The following is a 22,377-nucleotide window of genomic DNA, read 5'->3' as shown; positions in this document are numbered from 1 at the left end:
GAAGGACCGCTTACTGGGTTGGCACCAGAGTAAGTTCAACCCGGCGGTTCTGTTCCCGACCACCCGGGGTGTCGTTCGAAGCTATGGGGTAGCGCTCACCGTAGCCGACTGCGCGCGTGCGTCTGGGTTCAATGCCCTGGTTAAGCAGGAAATCCCGAACCGAGCCAGCACGGCGTTCACTCAACAGCTGATTGTAACTGTCGGAGCCGGAGCTGTCGGTATGGCCTTCAATCTGGATGATAGTTTTGTCAAATTCTTTCAGTACCAGCGCGACCGATTCCAGCGTATCGGTAAATCCCGGCCTGATTGTGGTCTGGTTCAGATCAAAGGTGATATTTCCGGGCATGATGAGTTCTATCTCATCACCATTGCGAACCACCCGGACACCGGAGCCCTCCAGCTTCTGCCTCAGCATGGCCTCTTGCCTGTCCATGTAATAACCAATGCCGCCGCCTACGGCTGCGCCGCTTGCTGCACCAATGAGTGCGCCCTTACCGCGATCACTCTTGCTGGAGGTTGCCGCGCCTACAGCAGCACCGCCAACGGCACCAATGATACTGCCTTTGGTGGCACTGGAAGTTTTCTCCTGGCCTGTATAGGGGTCATAGGTCATGCAACCGGCAAGGCCCATGGTCGTCACTGCTAAGGCAAGCATTGTTTTCTTCACTGCATTCTCCCGTGGCTGGTTGTATTGCAAACGCCTTTCAACTCCGGGCTAGCAAACTCCCGGCGCCCTCATCACGGCTTCAGGGGTTTGCGGAGGCGTTTGCCGATGAATGTTCAAACGTATCAATAATGGTATTGAAAACCGTTGCCTGTAAATCCTTGGCTTCGTTTACCAGATGGTGCCGCCCGTCGGCGATTTTCACTTCCTCCACCTGGGCAAACTTGTTGCGGATAATTCTCAGGTTGTGCTGCCAGTCCACCGTCTGGTCCTTTTCGCCCTGAATCACCGTTACCGGAAAGTCCACAGGGCGTGCAGATTCAATGTGCGGCACCCAGGTGCGCAGCGCACTTACCCAATCCACATGCACCGCCCGCGCCTGCAGCGGATCGTGGTCCCGGAGAAAGCGTAAAAACCGGGTGTTGCCGCTGTTGGCGGAAAACACGCGCTGCCACCGGGTAAGGAACGGCTTCGCCAGAGTGTGCAACATCCTGGCTCCAAGCCAGCCTGCCGGCCGTACCAGTGGCGCCAGCAACACCACTTCACGGAACTCCGAGGTTTCCTGTGTGTGGTGGTTTGAGAGCAGGTAGTCGATCAGTATGGCAGCTCCGGTACTCTGACCCACTGCGAACCAGGGACTGCGGATTTTTTCACCAACGTGCGCCAGAACCTGCGATAACACCCCCTGATATTCCAGAAAGCTGCCGATGGCGGCAGGTGTCCCGCTGGACAGCCCATGCCCCGGCTGATCGTAGGCCAACACGTCGAAGCCGGCACCGAGGCAGCGGTCAATCAACTGGCTGTACAGGCCCACGTGATCAAAATAGCCATGCATGATGAACACAGTACCCCGGGCGCCCTGCTGCTCCGGCAACCGGAAATAATGCACCATAACCTGATGCTCGCCTGCCGTTACGTAACCCTGATGGTAGGTAACCTCCGGGTGCTCCACCCAAAGATCAAGGCCATAAAACCGGCAGTATGCCTCCATCTCATCACTCAGCTTTTCCCGGCCGCCCGGGTCAAAGGGCTCAAGCCGCTCCAGCAACGATCCGCGATCCCAGTCTGGTATTTCTATGGTATCTGTTTTCCAGTACACGTAGAGTTAAACGCCTGTCATGAATAGATAATACGAATTATGATGCACAATCCTAACCCATAGCGGGGGCATAACACAGATGTTGCAACATCTTCTTGAAACCGGACTGCGCCAGACCATGAATCGCCTGGTGAGGCCGGTGCTTCATCCGGCGATACCGGTTCCCATTCAACGTACATTGATAAGCCAGGCCTACCGGAGCTCGGTCCCGCCCCGGGGCTGCCGTTTTCAGGCAGACACGCTGGCTGGCATCCCGGTTATCAGAAGTTCCTGGGGCCAGACCTCACGCGGCGCGCTGCTGTATCTGCACGGTGGTGGCTACATCATCGGCTCAGCAGCCACTCACAAAGGCCTTACCGGGCATCTGGCAAAAGCCAGTGGCTGCCTGGTGGTTACGCCGGACTACCGCCTTGCGCCGGAGCATCCATTCCCGGCGGCTCTGGATGATGCAGAAGCCACCTGGAACGCTCTGATTGATGAAGGTTTTGCATCCGAACAAATCGCCGTTGCCGGAGATTCTGCCGGCGGCGGCCTCGCGGTTGCACTTGCGATGCGCCTGCGTGACAGCAACCAACCTCTGCCCGCGTCCCTTACAGTTTTTTCACCCTGGGCCGATCTTACCCAGGAAGCTCTGTACTCACCGGAGTGCGAACCCGTGTTACAGGCTCGATGGACAGCAAAAGCCGCCAAACTCTATGCCCGCCAGGAACCCCTGCAAAACCCTCTGCTTTCTCCCGTTTTCGGGAATTTTGAAAGCCTGCCGCCCTTACTGATTCAGGTTGGAAGCCAGGAGATTCTGCTCAACGATGCCGAGCGACTCGCAGACGCGGCCCGCAAAGCGGGCGTCGAAACGCAGCTTGAAGTATTCAACAGCCTTTGGCACGTGTTTCAGGTGCACGCCGGGCAACTGGACAGAGCCACCGCCGCTGTGAAAACCGCGGGCGAACATATCAGAGCGCATCTGGCAGGCTGAGCTTGCCAAGTACCAGTGCTTCCTTACGTTGCCTTGGCCACTGCTTGATATGCCATTCCAGGCGTGACGCCTGGCTGCGATTACCCGCCGGCGAACTGAATACCAGTTCCAGCGGACCTTTGCCCCGCAGGCTGCGCGCTCCTTTCGGGGCGCCGGCCTGATGCTCGGCAAAGCGGCGGGGTACGTCGGTGCTGATGCCGGTATAAAGGGCGCCGTTGGCAGTACGAACCATGTACACGAACCAGTCACTGGCCACTGGCGAGCCCTCGCTCACGTTCTTTCACTTTTTTCTGCTGTAGCCAAAGCCCCGCCATAATGAGCACCAGGCCGACGTAGGTTGACGGCAGGATCTGCTCCCCGAGAATAAAGTAGATAAATACCAGGGACAGGAAGGGAGAAATAAAAATGAGATTGCTTACCCTGGAGGTGTTTTCGGCTTTTTTCATGGCATAAGACCAGAGCACGAAGGCGATCCCCATCTCGAAGGTGCCCACGTATACCGCTGCAAGCAGCGAACCGGTTACCGGCAGGGCCAGCCCCTCTGTCCACCAGCAAATCAGCGCAATAACCGGCAGACCAAACAGAAAATTCAGGAACAGCCCTACCACAGGATCCCGTGTGTCGCGGGTTGCAATGATCCAGTACGAGGCCCACACCAGCGTGCTGGCAATAGCCAGGCCCACACCCAGGGGGTCTGAAAAACTCAGCGTGGTAACGGCGCCCCGGGTGGCAATCACCACTACCCCCGCATAGCACACCAACCCCGCCAGGATATCCAGCTTGCGCAACCGGTGCCCGAGAAAAGGCACCGACAGATAAGCCAGAACCAATGCCCAGGTGTAATTCAGCGGCTGTGCCTCCTGGGCCGGCAACCGGTCAAAGGCACCAAACAGAAAAAAGTAATACAGGCAGGGGTTGATCAGCCCCATGCCAAATGACTGAATATACTGCTTTTTACTCAATGAAAACACCAGATGCCAGCGCTTCTGCAGCATCAGGATAGTGGCCATAACCAGCACTGATGAGGCACAGGCAACCAGCAGCATCTGCACCGGCGCCAGATCGGCAAGCGCCAGTTTGAAAGCCGTTGCAACCGTGGACCAGAGCAACACCGTGCCCAGCCCGTATAACATGGCGGTTTTCTGATTGGTCACGGCGAATCTCCCTGGACCGCTCCTGAACCGGAGCTGTCTTCATCATGGCGTTCACTGGCCGGCTCCCCCGCTGCCAGCCACCGGTACAGGGTTCTCCGGTTAATACCCAGAATCTGGGCAGCCCGGCGCTTGTTCCCGTTCGCCGCCTGCATCACGGCGCGTACATAGTCCTGCTGCAGGGTTTCAAGTGTCGGCCATTCAGAGATGCTGGCATCAGAAACCGGGGTTTGCGTTGCAGCCGCACCGCCCTGACGTTTGCGAATGCGTTCCGGCAGATGCTCAGGCTGGATCGTATCCCCGTCACAAAAGGTGACCGCTCTCTCAATTGCGCTGGAGAGTTCACGGACATTTCCGGGAAACGGATAGTCTGCCAGGATACGGGAACTCACCTCACTGAGCTTCATGAATCCCCGTTGATGCCGCCTGGCGGCCTCCCTCAGGAAGTGCATGGCAAGCAGATCCACATCGTCCCCCCGCTCCCGGAGTGGGGGAACGCGAAGACTCAGGGTTTCCAGCCGGTAGTAAAGGTCTTCCCGGAAGCTTCCCTCACGCACAGCTTTGAGAAGATCCACATGGGTTGCCGCCAGAATCCGCACGTCCACCGGTTCTTCGCGATCAGAGCCAACGGGTTTGACCATGCCTTCCTGCAACACTCTCAGCAGCTTGGCCTGCAGGGCCAGGGGCATTTCCCCGATTTCATCCAGCAACAGTGTGCCGCCATGAGCTTCCGTGAACAGGCCTTTGCGCGCCTGGCGTGCTCCGGTAAAGGCACCCGCCTCGTGGCCGAAAAACTCACTTTCCATAAGCTCCCCTGGAATGCCGGCACAATTGACCGCCACAAAGGGTTTGGAGCTTCTCCCACTGGCCCGATGAATTGCCCTCGCAACCAGCTCTTTACCGGTTCCGCTTTCTCCACAAATCAGTACCGCCGCTTCACTGCGGGCAATCTGGCGGATTTCAGACCTGAGCCGAACCATGGTCTCATGTTCGCCAATCAGGCCAAGGGACTCATCAGTCCCGTTATGGGCAAGAAACTGCTCCAGTTGCCGTGTGAGGTCCGCCTGCGCCAGCAACCGGCGTATTTTCAGGCGCAGGTGGTCCGTGGATAAGGGCTTGGTTAGAAAATCATCCGCGCCGGCTTTCAGAGCATCAACGGCCTGATCAACTGTTCCGAACGCTGTAATCACGATAAACGGCAGACTGCGGCCATCGGTCTGAGCGGCCTTGAGAAGCTCCAGCCCGTCACCATCTGGCAGGCGCAGATCCGAAACAACCAGATCCGGCGATTCTGCGGCGAGCAATCGGCAGCCTTCTTTCACCGTTGCAGCATGGCTTACCCGGTAGCCATCCAGTTCAAGCTCCTCGCTCAACAGCATACCCAGGCTGGCGTCGTCTTCCAGCAGCAGAATTTTTGCCCTGTGTTCACTCATATTGCTGACTCCACCGGCCAGAACAGGCTCATCCTGCACCCCCCTGCTTCATTGCTTGCGACCTCAATCCGGCCACCGTGCTCTTTGAGTACGCTGCTCACAACCGCCAGCCCCAACCCTGTACCTTCGCCCGCCGCCCGGGTACTGTAAAAGGGCTCAAAAACAGCTTCCCGGTTTTCCGCTGCTATGCCCGGGCCATCGTCGTCCACACGAACCTCCCACTCGCCAGGCTTACGGTGCAGCGATAAAACAACCTCGGAGCGGGCTGCCTGGCACGCATTGCGCACCACGTTCAGACAGGCCAGCTCCAGCCTGACAGGTTCCGCGTTCACCCTGGCGTCCACTTCAAGACCTCTGCCACGCAGTCGCTTGCCACGGCATTTTTCATCCTCACCGGCACGATCCAGGACATGCCCGAGAACGGTATCAAGGCGTACCGGTCTTCTTGAATCCGGCACATGACGGAAGCAATCGAGCAATTGCTGAATAATGGTGGTCATCCGCCCTACCTGGTAGCCGATATCATCGAGTTGCCGGCGTTGTTCACCGGTGAGCTCGTGACGTGCCAGAATATCGGCGCGCCCCTGAATCACATTCAGAGGCGCGCCCAGTTCGTGGGCAACACCGCCGGCCACGCGCCCGATCATGGCAATTTTCTCCTGGTATTCCAGGCGCTCGGCAAGCTGGCGTTCCCGGGCCATGCGCTGCTGTATTTCCTCCTCGGCCCGGGCCATACGCTCGCCCATATCCCGCACGCCGCCGTATATCTGCCGCAACTCTCGGGGGCCGGACGGCTGCGCATCAAGCCGCCAGTTGCCCGGGGCCAGTCCTTCCATGGTACTCAGCAGCCGGCTCACATGACGCCCGACAGCGCCGTAGTGCCCGAGCACAACCACCAGAATGATGGTTACCGCAACCGCCGACCATAGAGACACCGCCCACAGACGGCTGGAAGCCAGTAATTCGTGAAAGTCGCTGCGCCTGCGGGTTATCTGGAGCAACCCCTGTATGCGGCCGTCGTCGGCCACCAGGGGCGTAAAATGGGAAAAAACGGATTGCCCGTCTACCCAGCGAAAGGCGCCGCCAAGCTCGCCGCTGCTGATGACCTGTTCGGCACTGGCGCTGTTATCCACATTGGTATCAGCAAGGCCGAGGCTGGCAATCCGGGTTCCCTCCCTGTCGAAAACCGACGCCCCCGACACACGACCAATCCGGAAGATCGATTTAAGCGAATCACCGATCACCAGTTCGTCATTCTCCTGCATCGCCCGGGAAAGCGGGCCGCTGGCGGCACGGGCAACCAGCTCCAGATCTTCCTGCAGGCGATTGTTCAGGGTTCTTTCGACGGCGCCGAACCCGAGATAGATGGCAAGGCCGCTGATCGCGAGCAAGGGCACAACAATGCTCAATACCAGCGTTAACTGTATCGAACCGAAAACCTGGCCAGCGCTTTTCAGGGAAGGTTTCATGGCGTCTCCACCGACATAATTGCCACACATTTCTGCCACATGTGGCATTTCGCCACAAGCTTCATTGCTGGAAATTAACCGCGTGAAATTTCAAGTTGTTGTTTTTAAATCAAAAAATTAAATATTCAATTCTGGCACGATGCTTGATGGGTCCTTGGTGACCGAAAATGAAACAGGAGACGATGATTATGAACAAGCTACTTGTATCCCTTACCGCCTCTATTGCCCTGCTCACGGCCGGCCCGGCTTTGGCCCAGCAAAACCCGCAAAGCCCGGCAACAACCGGAGAGTCCAGCGGCTACTCCAACCCCGCCGCAGCAGGCACCCAGAAAACCAACTACACGGACGCCGAACTGAAGCAGTTTATCAAGGCCCAGGAAGGCATCACCGAGGTGCGGGAAGAATATATCGAGAAGATTGAATCCGCTGATTCCCAGGAAAAAGCGCAGGAACTTCAGATGGAAGCCAACGACGAGATGGTATCGGTGATTGAGGATTCGGGCATGGATATCCCGACCTACAACGCCATAGCCACTGCCTACAGCAGCGAGCCGAAAGTGCGTAACCGGATTGATGCGTTGATGTAACGCCGGTCAGAACCGGAAAACTGCTCGTCAGTTTAGCCCCGCCGTGCGGGGCTTTTTTACGGCAGCACAAAGTGCGCGGCTCAGCCAACGGTAACCGGCACAGAAACAAATTTCACACCCTGGCGTGCCAGTTCCGCCGACCCCCGGGCCGTGAGCTCGGAAATAAACTGGAACTGCTCTTTGGGATCAAACGGGTAAGCCTTCAATCGGTAATGCATGCCCCAGGGCTTGTTGAACACGATCACCAGCACCGGTTGCCACGTTTTTGTTCGCGGGCTGGTAAACGCAACATCCCGAAGCAGTTCCCGCACCCGACTGACGTCGTGGTTCGCTTCCAGATGAAAATCTGCCACACACATCAGGTTGTCGGTACCATCGTTACCGTTGGCAATCAGGGAATTCCAAAGCTTGTTGTGGGGGATGATCACAATCGTATCATCGGGCGTGACAATCTCGGCAGCCCGCGCGCCTATGGCCCGCACCACACCGTATTGACCTTCCACTTCAATCCAGTCGCCGGGCCGGTATGGCATTTCGTAGAGGGTAACAATGCCGGCAATGAGACTGTTGGCGTAATCCTTGAACGCAAAACCCAGGGCCAGAGCCAGAGCGCCGAAAATGGCCACCATATTTTCGAAAGACGGCTCCACCAGAATCGGAACCACACCCACAATCGTAGCGAGGATAATCAGCAACCGGAGCAGAGGCACCGAGGCCAGCAGGTAAAGGCGAGGCTTGCCACCCAGCTTTTCGGCGATACGCGGGAATGTTTTCTGAATGGCTATGGTGATCAGTGAAGCGATCACGATAACGAGCGCAGCCTGAAGCAGCGCCTGCCCTGTTATGGAGGCAAAGGCATCCTTGATACCAAGATCATCAATCATGAGTGCTCCTAAAACTGATCAAGCGGAAAGCCCCAGCTTTGCAGATGGCGCCGAACCGTAGGATAGCCGATCGATGTGACGCGCCAGAGCTCATCTTTCGGGTCACAGGCCACCAGTTCTGCACGTTTCAGGCGCGACAGTACCAGGCTCAGTTCGTAGGAAGATACGCCTGTAACAGCTTCCAGTGAAACCGCATCAAGACCGTTGTGCAGCAACAGTCCGTGCAGTATGAAACCGGTGATGCTCTCCTTGCTCTGGGGCATGCTGGGGAGACTCAGCCCGCTCAGCGGCACAACCCAGCAATGAGCTGCACCTCTGCGTTGCGCCGGCTTTTCATCGGTATCATCCAGTTCCACGTCATCATCCGGCCTGGCTCGCAGTGACCTCTGCCAGATAGCCAGAGCCACGCCGGGGTTCCCCCTGGACACGGCGGCCAGGTCGCGTAAAAAAGTGCTGTATTTTCGTTTTTTGCGGCTTTTACTTTTGCCGGTTTCGTCTGCTTCCGGCAACGGCAGCACGTACTGACCATCTTCCGTCGTCCTCGCAGTCACCGAGGTTATTCCACCAACCGAAGCCAGGTGTGTAAACCAGACCCCAAGCCTCTCGGCATCCATGGCAGCCGTTGTCCAGGGAGACATTTGCACATTCTCGAGATACTGCCCCCAGTATCGCCAGCACCAGCTTGAGCAGCCCACAATACCCGCGCCCGTATCGCCATTCGCGATCCTGCGAAACAGCTCCCTGACAAGCGCAAGGCCTGAGAGTTGCCGGAGCCAGAAATCTGCAAGCTCGGGAATTACCCAGGGGCCCGACAAATCCTGCTTATCCCACCATGCACTGGCCTCATGATCGTCAAAAGCCAGCGCATCCGGAGGGGTAATAATGCGCCAGTTTTCGCCGCCACTCTCAACAGAATATGAATGTCCAGACTCCGGGAACCGGGCAAGAGCCGGCTGCAACCCGGAAAAAGGCGGTGCCACCAGGCAAACAACGTGACGGCTGAGCGAACCCGCGGCCCGGGCCTTCTCCAGGCTGCTAGCAATGGCTCTGGCCTGGTCTGAATAATCCGGCTCGGGGGCCAGCCGGTTCTGTTGGGCGGCAGACAACTCGGGCAGCTCATCCATGCTCTCAAACGGCTCTTCGGCTTGGGTTACGCCTGCCCGCAACTGCTCCAGGGCGTGGCGAATCCCATCCCTGAGAGACCGGCGCACGGATGTCTGTGGTAACTCCCACTGTTCTGCGGGTATCAATCCGCCAGGAAGGCAAGGGTCCACAATGCTCTCGTTGTTTGTATCCTTCAAAAAATACAACTCCTGTATGGCAGATCGATTTACCTTACTCCCGGGGCAGACTGGCCAGAGCAGCGGTTATCTCATCTATTCCGGTATCAACCACCCGCATTCGTGAGATAGACCCAGTGCCTGATCTTCGGAGACGTCGTCAATCATCGCAGAAAAGCGGTCGTCAAACCCCCAGGGCGGATTGACCACCAGCATACCGGAACCGGTCATGCCCCGCTCCGGAGGTGCATCCAGGCAGACTTCACTGCACCAGACTTTCCGCAGGCGGCTGTCTTGAACAGCCTGTTTCAGGGCGGTCTGCGCGCCACTGGTGAGCACCGGGTACCACACAAGATAAACCCCATGGCGGCACTTTTGCCATGCTTTTTGCAGGGTATTGGCAACCTCAGGATACTCGGATTTGATCTCATAGGAGGGGTCAATCAACACCAGCAGCCTGGGTTGAGACGGCGGCAAATGTCGCAGCAGCCCTTTCAGACCATCTTCGTGCATAACCCGCACGCCGTTCTCTGCTGCCCAGCCGGCAAGCTGACCACGTTCAGTGGGGTGCAACTCAAATGCCGTTAACGAATCACCAGAACGCAGGAAATGACGAAACCACACCGGAGAACCAGGGTAAACAGTCAAGCGCCCCTGGCCGGCGTTATAACGAGACAGCACCCGGATAACCCGCTGCCAGTCTTCGGAGGCTAAACCGCTCCGGCCCGCCCAGAGCTTTTGCACACCCGCATCGGCTTCCGCCGTTTTCCGGGCCCGCTCACTGGCAAGATCGTAGATGGCACTGCCGGCGTGGGTGTCAAAACAGGCAATTGCTGAAGGCTTGGCCTGCATCATCGAAAGCGCAAGCGTTAGCCCTGCGTGCTTCTGCACATCGGCAAAATTTCCCGCATGGAAGGCATGGAGGTAACTCAGCATATAAAGGCTCCTGTTAGCAGAAGCTATTAGGCACGAGCCCAGGGCACCTGTGCAAGGGTTCGGCGTTCATGGCTCCCGCACACACTCCTTGCCCACCCAATGCACTCTTGCGTTGTCACCTTTTAGCCAACATAATTGCGAACGATAATACATCCTATTAACATAAACGTTTCCCGAATTCCGGAGTTTTCAATGATTGCAATGTTTCGCCCGGCCCCACTCGCCCTCACTATTGCCGCCGCGGTAAGCGCTGGTTGCGCGTCCACATCAACGGATTCCGCAGCGCCTGCGCCAGCGACCAAAGCCTCGGTTGTTGAGCACTATGCGGATCTGGCCCATGCCGGCTATGAGGACGCCCTTATCACCGCCCGCGCCCTGGACAAGGCAACCGACCGGCTGCTGGCCAATCCGACAGAAGCCAACCTGCAGGCCGCGAAAGAGGCATGGTTGGCGGCACGCGTGCCGTACCAGCAAACGGAGGTTTTCCGTTTTGGCAACGCAATTGTTGACGACTGGGAGGGCCAGCTGAATGCCTGGCCGCTGGATGAGGGGCTGATCGACTATGTGCAGGCCGACGATTACCAGTACGAGCTGGGCAATGCAGGTGCCACCGCCAACATCATTGGCAGCAACAGTATTAATGTTGGTGGCGAAACAGTGGACGTCACAAATCTGACGCCAGAACTGCTTGCCGGCCTGAACGAGATCGGTGGTTCCGAAGCAAACGTTGCAAGCGGTTATCATGCCATCGAGTTCCTGCTCTGGGGCCAGGATCTGCATGGTTTTGAACCCGGCAGCGGCGAACGCCCGGCAACCGACTACGCCACCGGCGCAGACTGCACTAACGGCAACTGCGACCGGCGAGGCGAATACCTCGACGCGGTAACCGATCTGCTGATTTCAGATCTGGAGTGGATGGCCGCCCAGTGGGCACCCGGAGCCTCTGACAACTACCGCAGTCAGTTAATGAACGCCAGCGCCGATGAAGGCGTACAGAAAATGCTGTTTGGCATGGGTTCCCTGTCACTGGGCGAACTGGCGGGCGAGCGCATGAAGGTGGCCCTGGAAGCCAACTCCTATGAAGACGAACACGACTGCTTCAGCGACAACACCCACAACTCCCACTATTACAACGGCCTGGGTATCCAGAACGTTTATACCGGCAGCTACCGCCGGGTGGATGGCAGCCTGGTTTCCGGCCCCTCCCTGTCTGACCTTGTAGAACAGATCAACCCTGAGCTGGATGCCCGCCTGAATGCGCAGCTGGATGCCTCCATGAAAGCTCTGGGGACGATGAAAGCCAGGGCCGAATCAAGCCAGAACCCCATGCCATTCGACATGATGATTGCACCAGGCAACACCAAAGGCGCAAGCATTGTGAACGGAGCCATCATGGCTCTGGTTGAGCAGACCGGTTCCATTGAACAGGCTGCACGGGAACTTGGCCTTGAGGCCCTGTCACCGGACGACGCCGGCCACTCTTTCTGATCAACACAACAGAACCGGCATATACCGGGGCCAGAGGGGCCCCGGTATTTATAAGGAACAGGAAGAAGCCATGGAAAGCCACCTTTGCAAAGAGCCGATTTTCCATGGCTTATTCAATTATTTGGTAAGAAACAATGACCAGAAAACGACTTATAGGCGCACTGCTGCTGATAACCTGTAGCAGCCTGCCGGTCCAGGCCGGCACTCACGCAGGTTTTCCGCTGCAGGATACCGCCAATACCGGTGGAGACGGCACGGTGGAGCAGTTCGATACCAATGCTTATTCGCTGCCACAGGGTAACCTTTCCATGACCAAGCGCCTGGATTTCAGCGTTGGTAACAGCTTTTTCCGCAACCCCTGGGTGGAAGCACCGGCGAGCACCACGGCGCGGGATGGTCTGGGCCCTCTGTTCAACACCAACTCCTGCCAGGGCTGTCATATCAAGGATGGCCGCGGTCACCCTCCTGCCGTCAACGAGCCGCCGGTATCACTGTTTCTGCGCCTTGCGGTTCCTGCAGACCCCGAAGCTGATGCAGACATTCTGCTTACCCACGGCTTCAAACCGGCACCGGTTTACGGCAGCCAGCTGCAGACCGCAGCCCTGCCCGCAGCAAAACCCGAAGCCGATATGGTGCTCAGTTGGAAGGCCGTCACCAGAACCCTGGCCGATGGCACTGAGGTAGAGCTGCGCGAGCCCATCTATACCATTGAAAACCCGAACTACGGCCCCCTGCCGGATGATCTTCTGATCTCTCCCCGGGTTGCACCCCCGATGATCGGGGTGGGGCTGCTCGAAGCTATCCCGATTGCCGACCTCAAAACGCTGGCCGACCCCGGGGATGAAGACGGCGATGGCCTATCCGGCAAGCTCAATCAGGTGTGGGATCTGGCCACTGAACAGACAGTTCCCGGGCGTTTTGGCTGGAAAGCGGCGGAACCCGATGTGCATCAACAAAGCATGGGCGCCTTTGCCGGCGACATGGGGCTGACATCAAGCCTTAAACCCGCCACCGACTGCACGCCGGAGCAGGAATGTGACCGCTTTCCCGACGGTGGCCAACCGGAAGTCAGCGACAAGATCGCAAACTTTGTTACCTTCTATGCCAAGAGTCTTGCAGTGCCTGCGCGACGCGACATGGATGACCCCTCTGTGCAGAAAGGCGCGCGGCTGTTTAATGAAACCGGCTGCGCAGGCTGCCATACGCCACGCCACGTCACCGGAACGGACCCGGATCGCCCCGACCTGAGCCAGCAGACGATCTGGCCATATACCGATATGCTGCTGCACGACATGGGCCCGGCCCTGGCGGATGGCCGCGATGAGTTTCTGGCCAATGGCAATGAATGGCGTACGCCGCCACTTTGGGGCATAGGGCTGGCCCAAACCGTTAATCCGCAGGCCGGCTTTCTGCACGATGGCCGGGCACGAACGCTGGAAGAGGCCATTCTCTGGCACGGTGGCGAAGCAGCACCCGCAGTTGCGCGATTCAGCCAGTTCAGCACGGAGAACCGGCGCGCCCTGCTCGACTTCCTGAACTCACTCTGACGGAGCCGGATATGAAGCCACTAACACCGACGCTTTGCCTCACCCTGGCGCTGGCAGCAACGCCTCTGCTGGCCGCTGACAGCAGCCATATTGACCACCGTACTACGGATTACCGCCAACAGTGGCACACCGATATTCGCGCCGGTTACCAGAAGCTGGCAGCACAGGGCCAGGCTCTGGCACAGCAGTCGGAGACCTACTGCCGGGCACCTTCAGCCAACGGGCTTGAACAGACAAAGCAGGCATGGCTGGAGGCATTTCTGGCCTGGCAAAAGGTTCGATTTGTCGATTTCGGCCCGGTAGAACAGGACAACCGTGCCTGGCAATTCCAGTTCTGGCCGGATCCCAAGAATCTGGTGGCCCGCAAGGCTTCGTACCTGATAAAAGACGAGGCGCCGGTAACAGCGGAAAAAATCAGTGAATCCGGTGTCGCTGCCCAGGGTTTTCCGATGGCCGAATACCTGCTGTACGACCAGGCCTTCAGCGAAAGCGAACAAGCGCTTCCGGCGGATCGCACCTGCAAACTCCTGCTTGCAGTAACCAGCCACATTGCCGACAACAGCAAAACACTGGCCCGCGACTGGGATGACTTCCGGAGCGCCTACGTTGGCAATGAGCAATACACGGATGCAACCATCCGCGCGGCCATGGCCGGGCTGGAAATTCTGGAAGAACGCAGGCTCGCCGCACCGATGGGGTTGCGCGGCAATGGAAAACGCTCGGTATACAGCGCCGATGCATGGCGCAGCGAGTCCAGTCTGATTGCAGCGGACGCTAGCGTTCAGGGCTTGAAGCAGTATTTCCTGCCGGCGTTTTCCGGCCTTCTCAGGGACCGGAATCAGGCCGCCCTGACCGAAGACATTGAACAACAGTTTGACGAAGTACTGGCCAATTTTCCGGATCTCGACACGCCCATGGCGCCCTTGCTGGCCGATGATGATGCGTTCAGATCGTTGCAGAGCCTGTATATAGATGTTACCCGGCTGGCAGCACTGGTAAACGACCGGGCAGCGGTTGCGCTGGGTGTTGTGCGCGGTTTCAATTCCAGCGACGGTGACTGAGGAAAGGCCCATGCCTGAAATGACGCGCAGAAAGCTTATTAAAACAGCTCTCGCCGGCAGCGCGGTAATCACACTGTCCGGTTGCAGCGCACTGCCCGGCAGGGCCGGCAACAATGGTCCGCAACAATATGCCGGCGCGATCGGCCTGCCAGGCGGTCGCTTTGCCGTGGGCGCAGTCTCTCCGGAGGGGAACCTGCTCTGGCAGTCACCGGTCGACACGCGCTGCCACAGTGGCTGTAACCGCCCCGGCACAGCGGAAGTTTTATTTTTCGAGCGCCGCCCTGGCTGGTCGTTTTATGTGTTCAACAGTAAAATCGGCGAGCGCCTGCACCACATCAAGGCGGCGGCAGGCGAGCACTTTGTGGGGCACGGCGTATTCTCGCCCGATGGGCGGTATCTTTACGCAACGGCCAGCCGCTTCGACGCCGGGGAAGGCCTGGTTGCGGTATACGACAGCCAGCACAATTACCAGCGGGTGAACACCCTGGAACTCCACGGCACGGGCCCGCACCAGCTCACGCTGCATCCCGATGGACAAACGCTGGTCGTTGCTGTGGGCGGCATCCTCACCCATCCGGATTATGACCGCATCAAGCTCAATCTGAGCACCATGGAACCCGCACTGGTAATGATGAACAGGCACTCCGGCAAGATCCTGCACCGGTTCCAGCCCTCCCATCACCAGCTCAGCACCCGGCACGTGGATGTAGCCCCGGACGGCGCCCTGTACGCAGCCTATCAGTACCAGGGGCCGGCACACCACCTGCCGCCGCTGGTCGCACGTTACAGCAAGGGGCGCTATGAGGAGATCCACTTTGGTGAGTCGGTTCAGCGGGAACTTGGCAATTATATTGCCAGCATAGTCGCACACCCGGAAAACAACCTGGTTGCCGTCGCCTCTCCGATCGGAGGTACCGCCCTGATTTTCGACGGGCGTACCGGCAAGGTCGTTGAGAAAGCTGCCCTTGCCGACTGCGCCGGAGTGGAAGCCCTGGCCGGCGGAGACTTTCTGGTTTCCTCCGGCCGCGGCAAACTGGTTCGCATGGGCAAAGGCCAGCCCGCCAGGGAGATTGCCAGCATGGCTGTACACTGGGACCATCACCTGGTGTAGCCCTGCGCTGAACTCCGGGGTTCAGGGGTGCCGCCCGGGATGCTATCCTTGGCTGTCAATTTCCCGGAGGGCGGCGGCTTGTCCAAGCAACAGACACCTTTAACAAACAGTACTTCTTCACCCCAAGGCACCGAAGCCACAACCGGCGCACTCGGGCGCTCCGTTGACCGGCTCTACAGCCTGATTGCCAACGAGGAAGATGCGCGGGTCTGCAAGGATATCCCGCCGGAAGCCTGCCATGTGGTGCCGCGCAATTTTTTCCTGATTCTGGCAGCCAATGTGCTGACCAAACTGGGGGATCTTCTGATCAGCCCAAAAACGGTGCTGGCGTGGCTGATGAATGCGGTTGGCGCACCGGCTCTGGTGGCCTGGCTTGTGCCCATCCGGGAGTCCGGCTCCATGGTGCCGCAGATGATGATCGCCGCCTGGGTGCGCCGCAAACCTGTGCGTAAATGGTTCTGGACCCTGGGCAGTTTCGGCCAGGCCGTCAGTGTTATGGGCATGGCAGCCAGCGTCTGGTTTCTTGAAGGCTACACCGCTGGCGGCGGTATCATAGGCGCACTGATTCTGTTTTCCCTGTCTCGCGGTTTCTGTTCCGTGGCCATGAAAGACGTCCAGGGAAAATGCGTCCCGAGAACTCGCCGGGGCAGGCTCTCGGGCCTTGCGACCACCATTGGCGGCACCACCACGGTCATCCTGACCGTGCTGTTGTTCTGGGAGCGGGGCGACCCCACGCTTGCGTTTTACAGCCTCCTGCTTTTGTTGGCGGCTGCACTCTGGATTATTGCCGGGCTCCTGTTTGCCGGCGTGGAGGAGCACGAGGGCGAAACCGGAGGCGGCGGCAACGCCATTACGGAAGCCTTCAAAAGCCTGTCACTGCTGAGGGACGACGCACTTTTTCGCAACTTTGTTATTACCCGCGCACTGCTGCTGTGCTCTGCGCTCGCCTCGCCTTATTTTGTGGTTCTTGCCCAAGAAGAGTCCGACACGGCCCTGATGCTGGGTGTGTTTCTTCTGGCAAGCAGCCTGGCCAGTTCCGTTTCCGCCAGTTTCTGGGGCTGGATGGCAGATTCATCCAGTCGCCGTGTCATGATTCGTGGTGCCGCTATCGCCAGCGCTGTGTGTCTCACCGTCGGCCTTACCGCGATGTTTGCCGGCACCGGCATTGGCAACGGCTGGTATTATCCCCTGGCGTTCTTTGTGCTGAGCATCGCGCACGCAGGCGTCCGGCTGGGGCGCAAAACCTATCTGGTGGATATGGCGGGTGGCAACAAACGCACCGACTACACCGCCGTAAGCAACACCGTAATAGGTTTCCTGTTGCTTGCCACCGGTGGTTTGACGGCGCTGCTGTCCCTGATATCAAACGCGGCCGTAATCGTTGTGCTTGGGCTGATGGGCCTTGCCGGCACCTTCAGCGCCATTCATTTAAAAGAGGTAACCAGCGACTGAGCCCCCAACCGCTGTAACAACATTCAGACAGGTGCCTTGCCATCGTTCAGCGCCAGGGCCCCTTTTACAATCCGGTAGATCAGCCAGATCGAGATACCCAGCAGGATGAACCACCCGACGATCAGAAAGGTGGTCACAACCCCGATAACCGTCCACAACAATCCTATCCAGAAGGTGCGTATCTGCCAGCGGAAGTGCGGCTCCACCCAGGTGTTGCGGACGTCGTCCAGTTTGACGTAATTGATAATCACACCCACCAGCCCGGTAATGCCGCCAAGGAAAAACGACAGTCCCTGAAGAATATAGACAACAACCGCGAGGTTACGTGCCGGGTCAGAACGGCGTGACAGCTCATCCGGTTCCGGGTTGGCGGGAATGTATTCCGGGTCAGCCAAAGCACATCTCCTTTATCAGTATGAACTGAAAGTTTAACACAGGCCCCGGAACCCGTTTCTCACCTGGCCGATCCGTGATTATCCGGACGATACCCGAGCCGGAAGCCACCCCAGTGCCGGCCATTTACATAGATAGGAACCGAGAGGTCGTGCATGACTTCACCTGTGTCACGACGATAGGTTTGCAGCAGCATCTTCTCTTTATGGGTGCCACAACGGATACCTGTTCTGTCGTTGAACAGGCGCTTGCTTCTGCTGCGCACCAGATCAACCTCGGGGTCACCGGTAGGCTGATGGGCGAATTCACGGTTATGGGTTGGTATGTAGCCATCCGGCGCTGAAGCAATCGCAAACACCAGAGCCGGGTGAGCGCTCTTCACCTGCTCCTGAATCGCAGGCAGGGCTTGATCTGTAAAGGCATCGAAACTGCTGGAGTACTTGGTTGGCCGAGTACCGTGAATGGGTGTTCTCGTCTTGTCAAAAAGCTTGCTTTCCGTCAGCTTGCCCTGGCTGATGGCCTGCTCAAACAGCTGGCCAATCTGTTCTGCGCCCGCCCGCGCCTGATCGTAAAAGAACCGGTGGTAACTGGCCCCACTGTGCGTCGCAAACGCTGCGTTAGCCACTTCAGCCAGTTCCATCAAGGTAGCTGCCTGCTCCGCCAGTGATGCAACACTGCTGTCACTTTCGGTGATCTGATCCTTTACGGTTTCGATTGCCGAGAACACGTGGCTCAGGCTGATTTCGTTATTCTGGTCAATCTCGGCAATGCGTGCCACCTGCTGCTGCACCCGGTCCGACTGCCCGCTTATCTGGTCCAGTCGCTCCCCGACGGTTTCCACCAAGGCCAGCCCTTCCTCCACACTTCGGGCAAGGTTCTCGATACGATTAACGATTAGCGCTGTATCTGAACGCACTGCCTGCAGAGTTTCCGCCACCTCGCCCGTGGCCTGGGCTGTGCGGCCTGCCAGTTGCCGGACTTCATCGGCTACCACGGCGAAGCCACGACCCTGGTCCCCGGCGCGGGCCGCCTCAATGGCCGCATTGAGCGCCAGCAGGTTGGTCTGCTCTGCAATACCCTGAATGGTGGTTGTCACCCCCTGGATCTTGTTGGACTTGTCGTTCAACTCCTGGATCAGGCGCAGGTTTTCACCAGATTGCTGGTGCACCTCCCGAATGCTGTCTATGGCGGTAACGAGCGACTGGCGACCCTCAGTACTGGTCTGCCGGTTCTGCAGGGCCATGGCAGCAGCATCCGTAGCCTGTTCGGAGGACTCACGAACCGTTTCAGTGATTTGCCCGGCATGATCTGCCAACTGCTCCACCTCCTGAACCTGGCGATCCAGGCGCAGCCGGAGCTGATCAACGGCATAGGATACCTGGGCGGCAGAAATTGCGTTTTTATCGGCACTGCCGGCAAGCGTCACCACCAGCGCCCTGCCCGACCGGGCATCGGAAAGCACACGCTCACACCGGGATTGCAGAGGGTGTTGTTCTTCCAGGGTTCCCGCATTCAACCCGTCCAGCCCCCGGTCGACCGGATCCAGAACCCTCACAATGAGAAATGCCGTGGCAGCCACAAGGCCGATGATCAGCCCGATAAGAAGCGATACCGGATCGAGACCTATCAAAGGCGCCACCATAGCGCCAGTGAGGGAGACGATGAGGGCGATTGCGCCCCCCCAAAAGATCGTTGCACGGTCAAGCAGCCCCATAAAAACCTCGTCGTTGTTATCATTCTTTCTCTTATTTTTTTGTTATTTCATATCGCTGCACGGATACCCGGGCGGCAATACAGACTAAGAAATTGCGCCGGGTTAATAACTCCTACTTTAGTTGATTTGTTTAACGGCCTGGCTGGACGTTTCTTGAACAAAAAAACGGAAACTGTCACTCACACGCTCTCGTATCCGACGGTCATACCGGGCACCCGTTGGCGGGCCATGGGCTTTCGAGGACTCCCGGAGTTGACGCAACAATGCAAATCCGATATCAACTGCACTCCAGTCACTTTAATTTCCTGGTGTAGATTCTGATGACAACAACACTGAATCCGGGGCCGATCACGTTTGTTGCCGCCAAAAACCAGAGCCCGCTGCCACCTCCGGCCCTGCTACCCAGAGAAAAGTTCAATGACGTTTTACATGACCTCGAGCCGGTCAGCCTGCTGTTGGTTCATGCGCCCGCCGGGTATGGTAAAACCACCACGATTGCGGAGCGATTCGCTGCGCAGCAAGCGAGAACGGCCTGGATTCACCTGGAGAACAGCGACAACAATCCGGAGCGCTTCGCCGGTTACCTCGCCAATGCCCTCAATGTCGCAACGGCAGGTGCCTGCCAGCAAGTCCTGGACAGGCTCCAGAACGACGGGTATGAGAGTCTGGAAGCTGTTTTGACCGATCTGCTGGCCGGGCTTCCCGAGGATGACGAGCCGCTGTATCTGGTGCTTGATGATTACCACCTGATTAACAACAGTGAAATTCACGAGTCCCTGCGCTTTCTGTTAAAGCATCTGCCGGCCTACCTTACTCTGGTCCTGATCAGTCGCACCATTCCTCCCGTGGGCGTGGCCCGGTTGCGGATGCAAGGACGACTGGCTGAAATCACCAGTCGCGACCTGGGTTTTGAACCGGATGAGGCACAGCAGTATCTTGAGAGCCGGCTGCCATTCGAGATCGCCCGGGAAGATATTGAGCGCGCCGTTCGCCGGGTTGAAGGCTGGATTTCGGCCCTGCAGTTGCTCTCAGCTTCCGCCGCCACCAGTGCCGAGTTCAGCGACTTTGTCGATCAGCTGAAATACGGTAACCAGTACATCTTTGATTATTTCGATGAACTTGTCGGCAACGATCTGAGCGAACAGCAAAAGCGCTTCCTGATGCGGACAAGCATTCTTGAGCGATTCAACGCCGGTATGATAATGCGGGTGATGGGCGACACGGATGGCCAGGCTCTGTTAAACAGCCTACTTGCAATGGGACTGTTTATCAGTCCTGCGGACAATACAACTCTCTGGTTCCGCTATCATCCGCTGTTCTCGGTCTATTTGAGGCATCTGCTCACCTGTACCACCCACGAAAACCAAAGAGATCTGCACCAGCGAGCCGCTGATGCCTGGCTCGAACTGAACCACGCCGAAGAGGCCGCCAGGCATGCCATTGCGGCAGAAGACCCGGACCGCATCACCCGGGTTCTGAGCCTGCATGGCCAGAAGTTTTTTACCGAGGGACAGTTCAGCCTTCTTCAGCGCTGCCTGGATACCCTGCCCCAGGAGATTATTGCCGAGGACCCGACACTGACACTGCTGCGGGCATGGGTAGCCCAGGGCCAGTACAGATTTGATGAGGTAGAGAGCTGGCTTTCGGCAGCAGAAGCCCGGTTACAGGGTTCCATGAGCGAGGATAATCAACGCGCTGTGCTTGGTGAGTTCAGTGCAATTCGCGCTCAGGTTGCCATGAACTACGGCGACTGCGATCAGGCACTTACTCTCGCCCGCAAAGCAATCGAGCAGGAAGCCCGCTATCTTCCCACCTCCCGGGTTGCCGCCGCCTCGGTCATCGGCGAAGCGCTGTTTGTAAGGGGAGAACTCAAGGAAGCCCTGGCACGAATGCAAGACACCGAACACCTTGCCCGCGCCCACCAGGCCCATCAGAACGTTCTCTGGGCCCTGTGCCAGCAGAGTGAAATCAGTGTTGCCATGGGGCTTCTGCAGAAGGCCTACAATATTCAGGAAAGAGCGTTTCAGTACGCAGAAGAGAATCAGTTAAACCATCTGCCAATTCTTGAATTCCTGTTCCGGATTCGCAGCCAGATCATGTGGGAGTGGCACCACCTCGAGAGTACCGAGCGCTGCGCTCTGCAAGGCATCGAGATTCTCGAGGCCCAGGGAGAACGCTGGTACGTACAGAGCTACACCTCCCTGGCCAAGGTTGCCCAGGCACGGGGGCGGCAAAGCCTGTGTGCCGACTATATCGCCAAGATCCAGAAGATGCTGGCCGCCGGCGACTACCATCTGGACTGGGTCGCAAATGCCCACGCAACCATTCTTTCGTACTGGGATGCGGTAAGGGACAACGACTCTATCCAGCGCTGGCTGACTATCGCCCCGCCTTGTGACCCGGCCAGGGCAACCAACCATTTCCTCCAGTGCAACGGCCGCAACCGGGCCGGAGCACTGATCAGCCTGGGCCAGTTCGAACTGGCCCAACCGCTCCTCGAAGAGCTGAAGTCCGTAGCACAGAAATTTGGCCTGAAAACAGACCTGAACCGCAACCACATTGACCTGGCCTACCTCTACTGGCAGATGGATGAACGGGGCCAGGCCCTCACGCACATGAAAACAGCTCTGGAACTTGCCAGCACTACCGGTGCCGTTGGGAGTTTCTTGCGCCTGGGCAAGGAGCTCATTGTCCTGCTCAAGGCTCTGATCAATGAGGAGACTATTGATGACCTGGAGCTTCAGCGGGCTAAACGGTTACTTCAGCTGGCCCAACAACAGCGCAACTTCAGCAGAGCCATTCGCATCTCCCTGGATGAAGCCATTATCCAGGACATCATTGACCGGCCCGACGTGCCGGAGCTGATACGGACGTCCCCCCTTACCCGACGGGAGTGGCAGATCCTGAGCCTCATCCATGCCGGGCTCTCCAATGACCAGATTGCCGAACACCTGAAGGTGGCATCAACTACCGTGAAGACCCACATTCGAAGCCTGTACCAGAAACAGAATATCCGCCATCGTTCAGAAGCCATTGAGCTTGCAAAAGACCTGCTCAGCAAAATCCAGGGGGAGTGATACGCAGGAGTATTAACGCGCATTTGAGATTTTTTTGCCTGTTTCTGCCTCGCACTCT

General features: G+C 58.0%; 19 protein-coding genes. 8 read left to right on the top strand and 11 right to left on the bottom strand.

The genetic code is table 11. The annotated features are described in order from the left end of the window. Positions 1-10: 10 nt before the first annotated feature. Together CDH48_RS01940 and CDH48_RS01935 are read right to left on the bottom strand one after the other, a co-directional pair. Positions 11-667, bottom strand: coding sequence for an OmpA family protein (locus CDH48_RS01940; RefSeq protein WP_100687206.1), 657 nt, complete (start codon positions 665-667; stop codon positions 11-13). A 79-nt stretch (positions 668-746) separates the two neighbouring features. Next, positions 747-1,763: an alpha/beta hydrolase gene (locus CDH48_RS01935; protein ID WP_100687005.1), complete on the bottom strand. Its 1,017-nt coding sequence runs from the start codon at positions 1,761-1,763 to the stop codon at positions 747-749. 79 nt (positions 1,764-1,842) lie between these two features. Between CDH48_RS01935 and CDH48_RS01930 the strand changes: the two genes are divergently transcribed. Then, positions 1,843-2,736, top strand: a complete 894-nt coding sequence (locus tag CDH48_RS01930; protein WP_100687004.1) for an alpha/beta hydrolase — start codon at positions 1,843-1,845, stop codon at positions 2,734-2,736. Here the strand turns inward: CDH48_RS01930 and CDH48_RS01925 are convergent. Genes CDH48_RS01925 through CDH48_RS01910 form a run of 4 tightly spaced genes read right to left on the bottom strand, consistent with a single transcriptional unit; the run spans position 2,714 to position 6,789 of the window. Continuing rightward, positions 2,714-2,968: a GIY-YIG nuclease family protein gene (locus CDH48_RS01925; RefSeq protein WP_100687205.1), complete on the bottom strand. Its 255-nt coding sequence runs from the start codon at positions 2,966-2,968 to the stop codon at positions 2,714-2,716. The genes CDH48_RS01930 and CDH48_RS01925 overlap by 23 nt on opposite strands. 13 nt (positions 2,969-2,981) lie before the next feature. Next, complete coding sequence (locus tag CDH48_RS01920) at positions 2,982-3,890, bottom strand: DMT family transporter (RefSeq protein WP_100687003.1); 909 nt, start codon at positions 3,888-3,890, stop codon at positions 2,982-2,984. Then, on the bottom strand, positions 3,887-5,320 hold the full coding sequence (locus CDH48_RS01915) for a sigma-54-dependent transcriptional regulator (protein WP_100687002.1): 1,434 nt from the start codon (positions 5,318-5,320) through the stop codon (positions 3,887-3,889). The genes CDH48_RS01920 and CDH48_RS01915 overlap by 4 nt, the downstream gene beginning before the upstream one ends. Next, on the bottom strand, positions 5,317-6,789 hold the full coding sequence (locus CDH48_RS01910) for an ATP-binding protein (protein WP_100687204.1): 1,473 nt from the start codon (positions 6,787-6,789) through the stop codon (positions 5,317-5,319). Before CDH48_RS01910 ends, CDH48_RS01915 begins: the two co-directional genes overlap by 4 nt. A gap of 188 nt (positions 6,790-6,977) precedes the next feature. Here CDH48_RS01910 and CDH48_RS01905 point away from each other — a divergent pair, with 188 nt between their 5' ends. Continuing rightward, a complete protein-coding gene (locus CDH48_RS01905) occupies positions 6,978-7,376 on the top strand; it encodes a DUF4168 domain-containing protein (protein ID WP_100687001.1) in 399 nt (132 codons plus the stop codon). Between the two features lie 80 nt (positions 7,377-7,456). Here CDH48_RS01905 and CDH48_RS01900 read toward each other — a convergent pair whose 3' ends face one another. From CDH48_RS01900 to CDH48_RS01890, 3 genes are all read right to left on the bottom strand, one after another. After that, positions 7,457-8,260, bottom strand: a complete 804-nt coding sequence (locus CDH48_RS01900; RefSeq protein WP_227520886.1) for a mechanosensitive ion channel family protein — start codon at positions 8,258-8,260, stop codon at positions 7,457-7,459. Positions 8,261-8,268: 8 nt separating this feature from the next. Next, positions 8,269-9,561, bottom strand: a complete 1,293-nt coding sequence (locus CDH48_RS01895; protein WP_227520885.1) for a hypothetical protein — start codon at positions 9,559-9,561, stop codon at positions 8,269-8,271. A gap of 75 nt (positions 9,562-9,636) precedes the next feature. Further along, positions 9,637-10,476, bottom strand: coding sequence for a 23S rRNA (adenine(2030)-N(6))-methyltransferase RlmJ (locus CDH48_RS01890; protein ID WP_100687000.1), 840 nt, complete (start codon positions 10,474-10,476; stop codon positions 9,637-9,639). Positions 10,477-10,677: 201 nt separating this feature from the next. Between CDH48_RS01890 and CDH48_RS01885 the strand changes: the two genes are divergently transcribed. The 5 genes from CDH48_RS01885 to CDH48_RS01865 all read left to right on the top strand — a co-directional run bounded on the left by CDH48_RS01885 (position 10,678) and on the right by CDH48_RS01865 (position 17,135). Continuing rightward, positions 10,678-11,964, top strand: coding sequence for an imelysin family protein (locus CDH48_RS01885; protein ID WP_100687201.1), 1,287 nt, complete (start codon positions 10,678-10,680; stop codon positions 11,962-11,964). A 134-nt stretch (positions 11,965-12,098) separates the two neighbouring features. Then, the gene (locus CDH48_RS01880) at positions 12,099-13,511 is read left to right on the top strand and encodes a di-heme oxidoreductase family protein (RefSeq protein WP_100686999.1); all 1,413 of its coding nucleotides are present in this window, start codon (positions 12,099-12,101) and stop codon (positions 13,509-13,511) included. 11 nt (positions 13,512-13,522) lie between these two features. Further along, positions 13,523-14,572 (top strand): imelysin family protein, encoded by a 1,050-nt coding sequence (locus CDH48_RS01875; protein ID WP_100686998.1) that lies wholly within the window; start codon positions 13,523-13,525, stop codon positions 14,570-14,572. Between the two features lie 10 nt (positions 14,573-14,582). Continuing rightward, entirely contained in the window at positions 14,583-15,683 is a 1,101-nt protein-coding gene (locus tag CDH48_RS01870; RefSeq protein ID WP_227520884.1) for a DUF1513 domain-containing protein, read from the top strand. Positions 15,684-15,863: 180 nt separating this feature from the next. Beyond that, positions 15,864-17,135, top strand: coding sequence for an MFS transporter (locus CDH48_RS01865; RefSeq protein ID WP_100687199.1), 1,272 nt, complete (start codon positions 15,864-15,866; stop codon positions 17,133-17,135). A gap of 23 nt (positions 17,136-17,158) precedes the next feature. Here the strand turns inward: CDH48_RS01865 and CDH48_RS01860 are convergent, their stop codons facing one another. Beyond that, entirely contained in the window at positions 17,159-17,530 is a 372-nt protein-coding gene (locus CDH48_RS01860) for a DUF4870 family protein (RefSeq protein ID WP_100686997.1), read from the bottom strand. A 59-nt stretch (positions 17,531-17,589) separates the two neighbouring features. After that, positions 17,590-19,242: a methyl-accepting chemotaxis protein gene (locus CDH48_RS01855; RefSeq protein ID WP_100686996.1), complete on the bottom strand. Its 1,653-nt coding sequence runs from the start codon at positions 19,240-19,242 to the stop codon at positions 17,590-17,592. 320 nt (positions 19,243-19,562) lie between these two features. On the opposite strand from CDH48_RS01855, the gene malT reads away from it, so the two are divergent. Then, complete coding sequence (gene malT / locus CDH48_RS01850; RefSeq protein ID WP_100686995.1) at positions 19,563-22,319, top strand: HTH-type transcriptional regulator MalT; 2,757 nt, start codon at positions 19,563-19,565, stop codon at positions 22,317-22,319. Positions 22,320-22,377: the final 58 nt, after the last annotated feature.

Origin of the sequence: Marinobacter aromaticivorans, assembly GCF_002806975.1 — a bacterium.
GTDB classification, from domain to species: Bacteria; Pseudomonadota; Gammaproteobacteria; order Pseudomonadales; family Oleiphilaceae; genus Marinobacter; species Marinobacter aromaticivorans.
The sequence above is the reverse complement of the archived record's forward strand: the minus strand, read 5'-3'. Positions and strand labels throughout refer to the sequence as shown.